At 73.1% G+C, this 12,997-nt stretch carries 14 protein-coding genes; 8 read left to right on the forward strand and 6 right to left on the reverse strand.

Translation table 11 applies throughout. The features are described from left to right. Nucleotides 1-8: 8 nt before the first annotated feature. From Q5530_RS01905 to Q5530_RS01915, 3 genes are all read left to right on the forward strand, one after another. Nucleotides 9-467 carry an Lrp/AsnC family transcriptional regulator gene (locus Q5530_RS01905; RefSeq protein ID WP_415360263.1) on the forward strand — a complete coding sequence of 153 codons (459 nt, stop codon included), beginning with the start codon at nt 9-11 and terminating at the stop codon, nt 465-467. A 70-nt stretch (nt 468-537) separates the two neighbouring features. After that, a complete protein-coding gene (locus Q5530_RS01910; protein WP_415360449.1) occupies nt 538-2,397 on the forward strand; it encodes an acyl-CoA dehydrogenase in 1,860 nt (619 codons plus the stop codon). A 9-nt stretch (nt 2,398-2,406) separates the two neighbouring features. Then, a complete protein-coding gene (locus tag Q5530_RS01915) occupies nt 2,407-2,799 on the forward strand; it encodes a DUF6292 family protein (protein WP_415360265.1) in 393 nt (130 codons plus the stop codon). Between the two features lie 383 nt (nt 2,800-3,182). On the opposite strand, the gene Q5530_RS01920 is transcribed toward Q5530_RS01915, so the two are convergent. Further along, the gene (locus tag Q5530_RS01920; RefSeq protein WP_415360266.1) at nt 3,183-3,329 is read right to left on the reverse strand and encodes a hypothetical protein; all 147 of its coding nucleotides are present in this window, start codon (nt 3,327-3,329) and stop codon (nt 3,183-3,185) included. Nucleotides 3,330-3,703: 374 nt separating this feature from the next. On the opposite strand from Q5530_RS01920, the gene Q5530_RS01925 reads away from it, so the two are divergent. After that, the gene (locus tag Q5530_RS01925; protein ID WP_415360268.1) at nt 3,704-4,477 is read left to right on the forward strand and encodes an ArsR/SmtB family transcription factor; all 774 of its coding nucleotides are present in this window, start codon (nt 3,704-3,706) and stop codon (nt 4,475-4,477) included. A gap of 37 nt (nt 4,478-4,514) precedes the next feature. Here the strand turns inward: Q5530_RS01925 and Q5530_RS01930 are convergent, their stop codons facing one another. Beyond that, nucleotides 4,515-4,823: an AzlD domain-containing protein gene (locus Q5530_RS01930; protein ID WP_415360269.1), complete on the reverse strand. Its 309-nt coding sequence runs from the start codon at nt 4,821-4,823 to the stop codon at nt 4,515-4,517. After that, nucleotides 4,820-5,500: an AzlC family ABC transporter permease gene (locus Q5530_RS01935; RefSeq protein ID WP_415360270.1), complete on the reverse strand. Its 681-nt coding sequence runs from the start codon at nt 5,498-5,500 to the stop codon at nt 4,820-4,822. Before Q5530_RS01935 ends, Q5530_RS01930 begins: the two co-directional genes overlap by 4 nt. Nucleotides 5,501-5,557: 57 nt before the next feature. On the opposite strand from Q5530_RS01935, the gene Q5530_RS01940 reads away from it, so the two are divergent. From Q5530_RS01940 to Q5530_RS01950, 3 genes are all read left to right on the forward strand, one after another. Continuing rightward, nucleotides 5,558-6,115, forward strand: coding sequence for a helix-turn-helix domain-containing protein (locus Q5530_RS01940; protein WP_415360271.1), 558 nt, complete (start codon nt 5,558-5,560; stop codon nt 6,113-6,115). Between the two features lie 116 nt (nt 6,116-6,231). After that, the gene (locus tag Q5530_RS01945; protein ID WP_415360272.1) at nt 6,232-6,480 is read left to right on the forward strand and encodes a hypothetical protein; all 249 of its coding nucleotides are present in this window, start codon (nt 6,232-6,234) and stop codon (nt 6,478-6,480) included. Continuing rightward, the gene (locus Q5530_RS01950) at nt 6,477-6,881 is read left to right on the forward strand and encodes a type II toxin-antitoxin system VapC family toxin (RefSeq protein WP_415360273.1); all 405 of its coding nucleotides are present in this window, start codon (nt 6,477-6,479) and stop codon (nt 6,879-6,881) included. The genes Q5530_RS01945 and Q5530_RS01950 overlap by 4 nt, the downstream gene beginning before the upstream one ends. A gap of 49 nt (nt 6,882-6,930) precedes the next feature. On the opposite strand, the gene pdxS is transcribed toward Q5530_RS01950, so the two are convergent. Then, the gene (gene pdxS / locus Q5530_RS01955; protein WP_415360274.1) at nt 6,931-7,839 is read right to left on the reverse strand and encodes a pyridoxal 5'-phosphate synthase lyase subunit PdxS; all 909 of its coding nucleotides are present in this window, start codon (nt 7,837-7,839) and stop codon (nt 6,931-6,933) included. Nucleotides 7,840-8,097: 258 nt separating this feature from the next. Between pdxS and Q5530_RS01960 the strand changes: the two genes are divergently transcribed. Then, nucleotides 8,098-10,158 (forward strand): elongation factor G-like protein EF-G2, encoded by a 2,061-nt coding sequence (locus Q5530_RS01960; protein WP_415360275.1) that lies wholly within the window; start codon nt 8,098-8,100, stop codon nt 10,156-10,158. A 58-nt stretch (nt 10,159-10,216) separates the two neighbouring features. Here Q5530_RS01960 and Q5530_RS01965 read toward each other — a convergent pair whose 3' ends face one another. Together Q5530_RS01965 and Q5530_RS01970 are read right to left on the reverse strand one after the other, a co-directional pair. Beyond that, a complete protein-coding gene (locus tag Q5530_RS01965; RefSeq protein WP_415360277.1) occupies nt 10,217-11,722 on the reverse strand; it encodes a CoA-acylating methylmalonate-semialdehyde dehydrogenase in 1,506 nt (501 codons plus the stop codon). Beyond that, nucleotides 11,719-12,993 carry an aspartate aminotransferase family protein gene (locus Q5530_RS01970; protein WP_415360278.1) on the reverse strand — a complete coding sequence of 425 codons (1,275 nt, stop codon included), beginning with the start codon at nt 12,991-12,993 and terminating at the stop codon, nt 11,719-11,721. Before Q5530_RS01970 ends, Q5530_RS01965 begins: the two co-directional genes overlap by 4 nt. Nucleotides 12,994-12,997 lie beyond the last annotated feature (4 nt).

Consider the following 12,997-nt stretch of genomic DNA (forward strand, 5'->3'; position numbering starts at 1 on the left):
GAATCGCCGTGCTGGATTCGGTGGACGCGGCCATCGTGCGGGAGCTCCAGAAGGACGCGCGGCTGCCCAACAAGGACCTGGCGCAACGGGTGAGCGTGGCGCCCTCCACGTGCGTGGTGCGGCACCGGTCGCTGCGCGAGCGCGGCGTGATCACCGGCTACCACGCGGAGGTGGACCCGGCGGCCGTCGGGCGGCCGGTGCAGGCGGTCATCGCGATCCGCGTCCGGCCGCACACCAGGGCGATCGTGGGGCCGTTCATGGAGTACGCCCTGTCGCTGCCCGAGGTGCTGGCGCTGTCGCACGTGGCGGGCCCGGAGGACTTCCTGGTGCACGTGGCGGTCGCCGACACGGCCCACCTGCAACGGCTCGTGCTGGACCGGTTCACCACGCGGCGCGAGGTCAGCGAGGTGCAGACCAACCTGCTGTTCCAGCACGTGCGCAAGCACACGATCCCCCCGACCGGGTGACCCATTCCACTCGTCGCGAGGGCTACCGGCGGGTACCCCCGTCTCCCAAGCGGTGGAACGGGGGTTCGTGGTGGCGGAGCTGACCGAGGCGCTGCGGGAGCTGCTCGACGGCAGGTGGGCCGGGTTGCGGCGCGACTCGCTGGACCTGCTGGGCAAGGTCGCGCCGGTGCGCGACCTGCCCCGCGAGGAGCACCGCGCGTGGGTGCTGGAGCAGATGCGCGTGCTGGCCGAGGGCGGCCACGCGCTGATCGGGTTCCCGCCCGAGCACGGCGGGCACGGCGACGTGGGCGGCTCGGTGGTGGCCTTCGAGGTGCTCGGGTTCGGCGACCTGTCGCTGATGGTCAAGGCGGGCGTGCAGTGGGGCCTGTTCGGCGGCGCGGTGCAGGCGCTGGGCACCGAGGAGCACCACGCGCGGTACCTGCCCGGGATCATGAGCATGGAGCTGCCCGGCTGCTTCGCCATGACCGAGACCGGCCACGGGTCGGACGTGCAGCACCTGCGCACCACCGCCACCTACGACCCGGAGGCCCGGGAGTTCGTCGTGCACACGCCCGACGAGGGCGCGCGCAAGGACTACATCGGCAACGCGGCCCGCGACGGGCGGCTGGCCGTGGTGTTCGCGCAGCTGGTCACCGGCGGCGAGGAGCACGGCGTGCACGCCCTGGTGGTGCCGATCCGGGACGGGGAGGGCCGCCCGGCGCCCGGTGTGACCATCGAGGACTGCGGGCCCAAGGCGGGCCTGAACGGCGTGGACAACGGGCGGCTGACCTTCGACCGGGTGCGGGTGCCGCGCTCGGCGCTGCTCAACCGGTACGGCGACGTCGCCCCCGACGGCACCTACTCCAGCCCGGTCGAGGGCCGGGGCCGCCGGTTCTTCACCATGCTGGGCACGCTGGTGCGCGGGAGGATCAGCGTGGCGGGCGGCGCGGGCAGCGCGACGAAGAAGGCCCTGACCCTCGCGGTCCGCTACGGCGAGAGGCGGCGGCAGTTCCCGCGGCCCGGGAGCGGTGAGGAGGTCGTGGTGCTGGACTACCTGGCCCACCAGCGGCGGCTGCTGCCCGCGCTGGCGCAGACCTACGCGCTGCACTTCGCGCAGGAGGAGCTGGTGTCGGCGCTGCACGACGTGTCCGACGACCGGGGTCGGCGGGAGCTGGAGTCGCGCGCCGCCGGGCTGAAGGCGGTGGCCACCGGGCACGCGACGCGCACGATCCAGGAGTGCCGCGAGGCGTGCGGCGGCGCCGGGTACCTGGCGGAGAACCTGCTGCCGGCGCTGAAGGCCGACACGGACGTGTTCACCACGTTCGAGGGCGACAACACGGTGCTGCTCCAGCTCGTCGCGAAGGGGCTGCTGACCAGCTACCGCGACCACGTGGGCGACCTGGACCCGTGGGGCGTGATCCGGTTCGTGGCCGACCAGGCGGTCAACGTGGTGATCGAGCGGACGGCCGCGCGGGCGCTCATCGACCGGCTCGTGTCGGGCAGCTCGGACGCGCTGCTGGACCGGGGCTGGCAGCTGCGGCAGTTCGAGGACCGCGAGCGGCACGTGCTGGAGGGCCTGGCGCGGCGGCTGCGGCGGGCGTCGGCGGACGACGCGTTCGAGGTGTTCAACGCCGCGCAGGACCACGTGCTGCACGCGGCGCGCGTCCACGTGGACCGGGTGGTGCTGGAGGCGTTCGTGGCCGCGCTGGGTCGCGGCACCGACCCGGCGGCGACGGAGCTGCTGGGGCGGGTGTGCGACCTGTACGCGCTCAGCGTCGTCGAGGCCGACCGGGCGTGGTTCCTGGAGCACGGCAGGCTGACGCCCCAGCGGTCCAAGGCGGTGACGCAGGCGGTGAACGAGCTGTGCGGGCAGCTGCGGCCGCACGCGCGGACCCTGGTGGACGCCTTCGGCATCCCCGAGACCTGGCTGGCCTCGCCGATCGCGATGTGAGGGGTGGACATGTGGCCCGAGGACGAAGCGGGTGGGCTGGCCTCCGGCCTGGCCGGGTACGTGCGGGCCGTGGCCGAGGAGATCGGCGTGCCGCCCGAGGGCACGGAGTTCGAGGTCTCCGACACCACCACGGCCTACCTCGCGCTGGCCGAGGGGCCGGACCGCGACCTGATGCTGGTGTGGAGCGGCGAGCACGGCTGGTCGGTGGAGGTGGAGACCGATCCCGGTGAGCGGGCGTTGACGCTCGCCCACCTCGGTCCGCCCCTGGTGCCCGAGCCGGCGGAGGTGGCCCGGTTCGTGGCGGACGTGCGGGCGGGCAAGCCGGGGCGGCCGGAGCTGACCGTGACGGACGACCGGGGCCTGCTGGCGCGGCGGCTGCGCGACTACATCGAGCAGGAGTAGCGGCCGGTCGGTCCCCTGGGAGCCGGTCAGCGGGAGCCGGTCAGCCGGGGCCGAGCACCTCCCGCGCCCCGGTGTCCTGCCGCTGCCTGAGCGCCAGCCACTCGTCCACCAGCTCGCGGTGGGCGTCCAGCCACCGTTGCTGGAGGACGGCCAGGCGCGCGTAGGCGAGGTAGTGCTCGTCGTGGACGGGCTCGGGGGCAGTGGTTCCGCCTCGGCTCCCTCCAGCGATTCCAGCCCGAACGGCCGCAGCGCGGCGAGCGCCTCGTCCTCGGTGACGTCCACGACGTCCGGGGTGTAGCTCAGACCGCGCGCGGCCATGTAGTCGACGATGAGCGCGTCCTTCGCCCGCGCGATCCGCCGGTCCTGCTCGTCGGGCAGGTACATCATGCGGTGGAGTTGCTCGCCGCCCACGAGTTGTTGTTCACGGCCTGGCCGCTGCCCACCCCGTTGTCGCCGGCCAGCGCCGGCGCCGCCGTGACGGCACTTCCGGCCAGCACGACCCCGACGACCACGCCGGCGCTCTTGAGCACGCGTGAAATCCTGGTGTGGATACCCACGACGACCTTTCTGATTTCGCGACCCCCGGCCTGCCCGGCGCACGTCGCTGTTGCCGAGCATGCCTGTCCCCGATGGGCCGCCGGCCGGGTTTCGAGCAGGTTCGAATCAGCGCGCGGTGCTGCTCTGATCAGAGCCACCGTTGTTCGACCGACGGCTCGACGACGTCGCCGCGGGGTACGCCAAGCGGTCGATCTTGCGGTGTTCCGGCTGCTCACACGTGCCCTGGCGGCATCATGTGGTTGTTCCGGCCTCCGGTGGAGGTCGGTCGGTCGCGATCTCGGGGGGAGACGTGCCGCAGTTGCGCATCCATTTCAGCGATGTCGACATCAGCCGCACCAGGATGAGGATGAATTTCGATCCGGTGTGGGAGGTGATCGGCAGCGTGCAGGTCCTCCGGCACGGCGGGGGCGGCGTTTTCTTCGAGAGGTGGCGCTGTGACTTGCGCGAGCAGGTGGCGAGGGACCGCGAATTGCGCGCCGCGGTGCACGCGCTGATCGCGGTGGCGACCCGGTTGATCCGTTTTCCCGACCTCCCCGCACCGGTTCCGGACGAGCAGGCCCTCTATTTCAGGCACGCCGTCGAACCGTACGAGGAGGTGATCGGCGCGGCGGTCCGGCTGGAGGCGACCAACCGCGCGCAAGCGCACCTGAGCCGGGGCACCGAGGGGCTGCTGACCGGGTTCGGCCCCGCGATGACCTGGGCGCCCCCGGTGCTGGCCGTGGACCACCACGTCGAGCGGGACCTGCACCTGGAGGGGCGCGGGTTGCTGCTCGTGCCCTGCCGCTTCTGGCCGACCCGCCCCGTCGTCGCGGCTCGCCCGCGCGCGCAGCCGGTCCTGGTCTTCCCGGTCACGCCCGAGGCGCGGCTGACGGCCGCCGGAGCCGGAGCGGGCGACTCCCTGAAAGCGCTGCTGGGACCGACCAGGGCCGCGATCCTGCGCTCGGTCCTCGACCACGGCACCAGCACCCACCTGGCCAGGACCAACCACATCAGTCCCGCCACCGTCAGCCACCACACCACCGTGCTGCGCGAAGCCGGCCTCATCACCACCCGCCGCGTCGCCAACCACGCCGTCCACGCCATCACCCCGCTGGGGCTGCGCCTCCTCGCCCGGGGCTGACCGCGCGCCGGGTCCCGGTCGGTCCTCCGGGAGCCGTTCAGTCCACCCCGGCCAGCCGCAGCAGCGCCGTGCTCGCGGCGGCCAGCACGACCACCACCACGAACGGCGCCCGACGCCACGCGGCGACCGCCCCCACCAGCACACCGGCCGGCAGGGCGAGCCCCGCGAACCCCCGACCCTCGGTCAACGTCGACGTCGCCACCAGCGCGAACAGCATCACCGTCGCCGCGGTCGACATCAGTCCCCGGACCCGGTCGGACAGCCGGAGGCGCCCGCGCAGCAGCGGCCCGGCCACCCGGAACGCGTAGGTGCCCGCGGCCAGCACCAGGACGGCGGTGAGGGTCACGCCCCCACCTCCCGCCGTGCCGCGGCCAGCAGGCCGACCAGGGCGAGCAGCACCGGCACACCCGCGGGCAGCACCGGGGTCGCGGCCAGCGCGACGGCCGCGCCCAGCAGCGCCGCGTTCCGCGTGACGCGGTCCTCGAGCGCGGGCAGCAGCAGCGCGAGCAGGGCCGCGGGGAACGCCGCGTCCAGCCCGAACGCGTCCGGGTCACCGATGTTCCGCCCCACGAACGCCCCCACCAGCACCGCCGCGTTCCACGCGCCGAACAGCGTGACTCCGCACGCCCAGAACGCGGTGCGGGCCCTCTCCGGGTCGTGCCGGTTCGCCAGCGCGAACGCGGTCGACTCGTCGATCAGCAGGTGGCTGCCCAGGAGCTTGTGCGACAACCGGTCGCCGAGCACGTGCCCGACCGCGAGCCCGAAGGGCAGGTGGCGGGCGTTGAGCACGAGCCCGGCGAGCACGGCCGCCACGGGCCCGCCGCCCGCCGCCACCACGCCGACGGCCATGAACTGCGAGCCGCCCGCGAAGACCAGCAGCGACATCACCACCGGGACCCACCACTCCAGGCCCGCCGAGGTGGAGATCGCCCCGAAGGAGGCGCCGCTGACCGCCGCGCCGGCCGCCACCGCGGTGACGTCGCGCAGCAGCGGGGGGTCCGGGGTTCGCCATGTCGAACGCATCGTCTTCTACGATGAACACCAGGGGTGGTGTTCGTCAAGCCGAACGATGGGACCGTTATGTCGAACACAGGCGCGCCGCTGGAGGTCATCGCCGCCTCCCTGCGGCGGGAGCGCGAGCGAGTGGGCCTGTCCCTCAGCGAACTCGCCAAGCGGGCCGGCATCGCGAAGTCGACCCTGTCGCAGCTGGAGGCCGCGAACGGCAACCCCAGCGTGGAGACGCTGTGGGCGCTCGGCGTGGCGCTGGGCGTGCCGTTCGCCCGCCTGGTGGACCCGCCCGCGCCACGCGTCAGGGTGATCCGCGCGGGCGAGGGCCCGGCCATCTACTCGGAGAAGGCGCACTACACCGCCACCCTGCTGGCGTCCTGCCCGCCGGGGGCGCGCCGCGACATCTACGTGCTGCACCTGGAGCCCGGCGCGGCCCGCGAGTCCGAGCCGCACATGGCGGGGACGGTGGAGCACGTGGTCGTCGGGGCGGGGCGGGTGCTGGCGGGGTTGCGGGAGGAGCCGGTGGAGCTGGGACCGGGTGACTACCTGATGTACCCGGGGGACCTGCCGCACACGGCCCAGGCGCTGGAGCCGGGGACCACCGTCGTGCTGGTCTCGGAGCACATCTAGGGGACAGGCGGTCCCGGGTGGGGCTCAGCACACCCGTTCGAGCGGTTCAGCCGGTCGAGGACCCGACCGATGGATCACGCGTGCACACCGCCACGGCAACACCTACATTCGACAGAATGAGCGAGCGCGAGACGAAGTCCGTCCACGTCCGCGAAGTACCCGCCGAGGTGATCGACGCGCTCCAGGCGCGGGCGACCGCGCTCGACGTACCGCTGAACACCTACCTGCGCGACATCCTCGTCGACAGGGCGAACAGGCCGACGATGCAGGAGTGGGTGGCGGAGACCTCCACCCAGTACACCTGGAGCCTCGACCACGAGACGATCCAGCAGGCCGTCCGCGAGGTCAGGGAGAGCGAAGGATGAAGCCGAACGTCGTCGTGGACAGTTCGGCGCTCATCGAGATCGTCGCGAACAAAGCTCCCGACCAGGCCCTGGTGCACCGACTCGCCAGTGCCGAGGCCGCGACCCCCGCCCTGCTCGACGCCGAGGTGCTGAGCGTCTTCCGCCGCCTCGAACGCGCCGGCCACCTCTCGCGGGAGCAGGCGACCGCAGCGGTCGTCCAGGTCCTGGGCGCCCCTGTCGAGCGCTTCCCCCTCCGCCCGCTCGCCTGGCGCGCGTGGGAACTGCGCCACGCGGTCTTCGCGTACGACGCCTTCTACCTCGCCCTCGCCGAGGAACTGGTGGTGCCGCTGGTCACCTGCGACGAGAAGCTCGCCGGGTCCAACGGTCACCAGGTGGACATCGAGGTCTACCCGGTCTCCTGAAAACGCCGGTGGCCCGCCGGAACCCCCGGCGGGCCACCGCGAAAAACCCCTACCAGCCCCGCTCGGCCAACCGGTGCGGCTGCGGGATCTCCTCGACGTTGATGCCGACCATCGCCTCGCCCAGCCCGCGCGACACCTTGGCGATCACGTCCGGGTCGTCGTAGAAGGTGGTCGCCTTCACGATCGCCTCGGCCCGCTGCGCCGGGTTCCCGGACTTGAAGATGCCCGACCCGACGAACACGCCCTCCGCGCCCAGCTGCATCATCATCGCCGCGTCGGCCGGGGTGGCGATGCCGCCCGCGGTGAACAGCACGACCGGCAGCTTGCCCGCCTCCGCGACCTCGCGCACCAGCTCGTAGGGCGCCTGCAACTCCTTCGCCGCGACGTACAGCTCGTCGGCGGGCAGGTTCTGCAACCGCTTGATCTCCGCGCGGATCTTGCGCATGTGCGTGGTCGCGTTGGACACGTCGCCGGTGCCGGCCTCGCCCTTCGACCGGATCATCGCCGCGCCCTCGGTGATCCGCCGCAGCGCCTCGCCCAGGTTCGTCGCGCCGCACACGAAGGGCACGGTGAACTGCCACTTGTCGATGTGGTTGGCGAAGTCGGCCGGGGTGAGCACCTCGGACTCGTCGACGTAGTCCACGCCGAGCGCCTGGAGCACCTGCGCCTCGACGAAGTGGCCGATCCGCGCCTTGGCCATCACCGGGATCGACACCGCGCCGATGATGCCCTCGACCATGTCCGGGTCGCTCATCCGGGACACGCCGCCCTGCGCGCGGATGTCGGCGGGCACCCGCTCCAGCGCCATGACGGCCACGGCGCCCGCGTCCTCGGCGATCTTGGCCTGCTCCGGGGTGACCACGTCCATGATCACGCCGCCCTTGAGCATCTCCGCCATGCCCCGCTTGACGCGGGAAGTGCCGGTGACCTGCGTGCCGGCGTCGGGTGAAGTGGTCACGACCAACCTTTCGTGAGGACGAGTGCCCAGAACTGGACGTCACCCATCGTAAGGCGCACGTGGACCGCCGAAGCAGGCCAATCCGACCCGTTCTCGGCAGGCCACTTCGTGTTCCCGCGCAGGTGGTGGCGTACGCCACGTCCCAACGGACCGAATCGGCCGGATTCCTCCTGCCGGGTTGGGTGTGACCACTTGGGGTTGTCCGACACGGCCCGGAGGTGTGAGATCGAACACTAAACACTTGTGGAGGGTGGTCCCATGGGTTCCAAACACTCCGACAACGGCCACTCGGCAGGCGCGGTCGCTGTGGACGACCCGGCCAAGGTCCGCAACGTCGTGCTGGTCGGCCCGTCGGGCTCCGGCAAGACGACGCTCACCGAGGCCCTGCTCGCCAGCACCGGCGTCCTGACCCGGGCGGGTTCGGTCACCGAGGGCAACACGGTCTGCGACCACGACCCGGCCGCGGTCCGCCAGCAGCGGTCCGTCGGCCTCGCCGTGGCCCCGGTCCGGCACGGCAACATCAAGATCAACCTCATCGACACCCCCGGCTACGCCGACTTCGTGGGCGAGCTGCGCGCCGGCCTGCGCGCGGCCGACGCGGCGCTGTTCGTGGTCAGCGCGGCGGAGGGCGTGGACGCCGCCACGGTCGCGCTGTGGGAGGAGTGCGCGGCCGTCGGGATGCCGCGCGCCGTGGTGATCTCCCGGTGCGACCACCAGCGGGCGGACGTGCGGGCCGAGATCACCGCCTGCCAGGACGCGTTCGGCACGGGCGTGGTCCCGCTGTACCTGCCGGCCGACGACGGCGGCCTGGTCAACCTGCTCATCACCGACGACCCCTCCTACGAGGAGCAGCGCAACGCGCTCATCGAGGGCGTCATCGCCGAGAGCGAGGACGAGACCCTGATGGACCGCTACCTCTCCGGCGAGGAGGTCGACCAGGCCACCCTGGTCGCCGACCTGGAGACCGCCGTCGCGCGCGGCTCGTTCCACCCGGTGGTGCCGGTGTGCTCGATGACGGGCCTGGGCCTGCCCGAGCTGCTCGACGGCATCGCCCGCGCCTTCCCCTCCCCCCTGGAGCACGCGCTGCCCGCCGTCACCGGCGTGGACGGCATCCCGCACCCCCGCATCGAGGCCGACCCGGACGGCCCGCTGGTGGCCGAGGTGGTGCGCACCGCCGTGGACTCGTACGTCGGCAGGGTGTCGCTGGTGCGCGTGTTCTCCGGCACGCTGCGCCCCGAGCGCCCGGTGCACGTCTCCGGCCACGGCATGGCCGACCGCGGTCACGAGGACCACGACGCCGACGAGCGGGTGGCGCACGTCTACTCGCCGCTGGGCGCGACCCTGCGCGAGGTGCCCTACTGCGTGGCGGGCGACCTGTGCGCGCTGACCAAGCTGGGCTCGGCGGAGACCGGCGACACGGTGTCCGCGCCGGAGAAGCCGCTGCTGGTGGCCCCGTGGGAGATGCCGGAGCCGCTGCTGCCGGTCGCGATCGTGCCGCGCAGCCGCAGCGACGAGGACAACCTGGCGCGCAACCTGGGCAAGCTCGTGGCGGGCGACCCGACGCTGCGGCTGGAGCGCAACGCCGAGACCCACCAGCTGGTGCTGTGGTGCATGGGCGAGGCGCACGCCGACGTGGTGCTGGCGCGGCTGCGCGCGGGCGGCGCGGAGGTCGACACCGAGCAGGTGAAGGTGGCGCTGCGCGAGACGTTCGCCGCGCCGGCCAGGGGCCGCGGGCGGCACGTGAAGCAGTCCGGCGGGCACGGCCAGTACGCGGTGTGCGACATCGAGGTGGAACCGCTGCCGCGCGGCGCGGGCTTCGAGTTCGTGGACCGGGTCGTGGGCGGCGCGGTGCCCCACCAGTTCATCCCGAGCGTGGAGAAGGGCGTGCGGGCCCAGCTGGAGCGCGGTCTCCAGGGCGGGTACCCGGTGGTCGACGTGCGCGTGGTCCTGGTCGACGGCAAGGCGCACTCGGTCGACTCCTCCGACGCCGCGTTCCAGACCGCGGGCTCGATGGCCCTCAAGGACGCCGCCGCCAACGGGACGACCTGCCTGCTCGAACCGGTGGACGAGGTGACCGTGCGGCTGCCCGACGAGCACCTGGGCACCGTGCTGGGCGACCTGTCCGGCCGGCGGGGCCGGGTGCTGGGCACGGAGGCCGCCGCGGGCGGCGCCACGGTCGTGCGCGCCGAGGTGCCGGCCACCGGGCTGCTGCGCTACGCCGTCGAGCTGCGCTCGCTCACCTCGGGCACCGGCACCTACACCCGCCGGTTCAGCCGGTACGACCCGCTCCCCCAGAGCCTGGCCGCCCAGGTCGGGTGAGCGCGACCGCGCGGGCGGACCACCCCGTGGCCCGCCCGCGCGCCGGACAGCCGCGGGCTCACGCGTTGCGCGGGAAGCCCAGGTTCACCCCACCGTGTGACGGGTCGAGCCACCGGCCGGTCACCACCTTGGTGCGGGTGAAGAAGTGCACCCCGTCGGGGCCGTAGGCGTGCGAGTCGCCGAACAGCGAGTCCTTCCACCCGCCGAACGAGTAGTAGGACACCGGCACCGGGATGGGCACGTTCACGCCCACCATGCCCACCTCGACCTCGTGCTGGAACCGCCGCGCCGCGCCGCCGTCGTTGGTGAAGACCGCGGTGCCGTTGCCGTACGGGTTGGCGTTGACCACGTCCAGCGCCTCGTCGTAGGACGCCGCGCGCAGCACCGACAGCACCGGCCCGAAGATCTCGTCCCGGTAGAGTGACATGTCCGTGCCGACGTGGTCGAACAGCGTCGGCCCGAGCCAGAACCCCTCCGCCGCGCCGTCGACGGCGTGCAGCCGGCCGTCCACCACCAGCGAGGCGCCCTCGGCCACCCCGGCGTCCAGGTAGGACCGCACGCGGTCGCGGTGCGCCGCCGTCACCAGCGGCCCCATCTCGCAGCCCGGCCGGCGACCGTCGCCGACGCGCAGCCGCTCCACGCGCGAGACGATCTTCGAGGTCAGCTCGTCCCCGACCGGGTCGACCGCGACCACGACCGAGATCGCCATGCACCGCTCCCCCGCCGAGCCGAACCCGGCCGAGACCGCCGCGTCCGCCGCCAGGTCCAGGTCCGCGTCGGGCAGCACCACCATGTGGTTCTTGGCCCCGCCCAGCGCCTGCACGCGCTTGCCGTGCCGGGTGCCGGTCTCGTAGACGTACCGCGCCACGGGCGTGGACCCGACGAAGGAGACCGCCTTCACGTCCGGGTGCGCCAGCAGCCGGTCCACGGCCGGCTTGTCGCCGTGCACCACGTTCAGCACGCCGTCCGGCAGGCCCGCCTCGGCGAACAGCGAGGCGATGAAGTTCGCCGCCGACGGGTCCTTCTCCGACGGCTTGAGCACCACCGCGTTGCCGCACGCGATCGCGTTGGGCACGAACCACAGCGGCACCATGGCCGGGAAGTTGAACGGCGAGATCACCCCGACCACGCCCAGCGGCTGCCGCAGCGAGTACACGTCGACGCCGGTGGAGGCGTTCTCGCTGAACCCGCCCTTGAGCAGGTGGGGGATGCCGCACGCGAACTCCGCCGCCTCCAGCGCGCGCTGCACCTCGCCGCCCGCGTCGGAGAGCACCTTGCCGTGCTCGGCGGTGACGATCGCGGCCAGCTCGTCCTTGCGCGCGTCGAGCAGCTCGCGGAAGCCGAACAGCACGGTCGTGCGCCGCGCCAGGGACGAGTCGCGCCACTGCGCGAACGCCTCGCGCGCCACCGCCACCGCCTCGTCCACGGTGGACTCGTCGGCGAGGTCGACGCGCCCCGTCACCAGACCGGTCGCCGGGTCGTGCACGTCGCCGGACCGCGCGCTCGCGCCGTCCCACGGCTTGCCGCCGATCCAGTGGGGAATCCTGCCGGGAGCGGTGTTCACAGCACGGCCTCCAGGGTGCCCAGCGCCTCTTCGACCTCGTCCTCGGTCACCGTCATCGGCGGCGCGAGCCGGATGACGTTGCCGTACAGGCCGCCCTTGCCGACCAGCAGGCCGCGTTCCCGCGCGCCCTCCAGCACCGCGCCGGCCTTCAGCGCGTCCGGCTCGCCCTGCGGGCCGACCAGCTCGATGCCGACCATGAGCCCCTTGCCGCGCACGTCGCCCACCGCCGGCCGGTCCTCGGCGATGCGCCGCAGCCCGCCGATCAGCCGGTCGCCGAGCTTCGCCGCGTTGGCCTGGAGGTCGTGGTCGAGCAGGTAGTCCAGGGTCGCCAGGGCGCCGGTGGTGGACAGCGGGTTGCCGCCGAAGGTGGACAGCGAGTTCGCGGTCAGGCAGTCCATCAGGTCGCCGCGCGCGACCACGCCGCCGATGGCCAGGCCGTTGCCCAGGCCCTTGGCGAAGGTCATCGCGTCCGGGGTGACGCCGTGGGCCTGGATGCCCCAGAAGTGCTCGCCGGTGCGGCCCCAGCCGGTCTGCACCTCGTCGGAGATCAGCAGGATGCCGTGCTCGTCCAGCACCTCCTTGAACGCGGCGAACAGGCCGTCCGGTGGCGAGGAGAACCCGCCGACCCCCTGGATGGGCTCCACGACCAGGCAGGCCACCTCGCCCGCGGTCGCGGTCGCGATCACCTCGCGCAGGTCGGCCACGCACGCCGAGACGTAGTCGGCGTCGGGGAGGTCGCGGAACGGGCTGCGGTACCGGTAGCCGCCGTGCACCCAGGCCACCTTGACCGGGCTGAGCGAGGAGGCCGACCAGGAGCGGTTGCCGGTGATCGCGACGGTGGCGAACGCGCGGCCGTGGTAGGAGTTGCGCAGCGCCAGGACCTGGTCGCTGCGGCGGTACCGGGTGGCCAGCATGAGCGCGGTCTCGTTGGCCTCGGTGCCGGAGTTGGTGAAGAAGACCTTGGCGTCCGGGATGCCGGACAGCCCGGCGATCCGCTCGGCCAGCTCGACCTGCGAGCGGATGAGGTAGAGCGTGGAGCTGTGCACCACGCCGGTGCCCAGCTGGGCGCGGATCGCGTCGGAGATCTCGGCGACGTCGTAGCCGACGGCGTTGGTCAGGATGCCGGCGAAGAAGTCCAGGTAGGTGCGGCCCTCGCCATCGGTGACGTGCCGGCCGGACGCGCTCGCGATCTCGATCGGCCGGTCGTAGTAGAGGGCCATCCAGTCGGGCATCACGGCGCGGTGCCGGGCGAGCAGCTCCTCGTGTCCCATCGCG

This window comes from Saccharothrix sp. BKS2 (assembly GCF_047689505.1).
Classification (GTDB): Bacteria; Actinomycetota; Actinomycetes; order Mycobacteriales; family Pseudonocardiaceae; genus Actinosynnema; species Actinosynnema lopnurensis.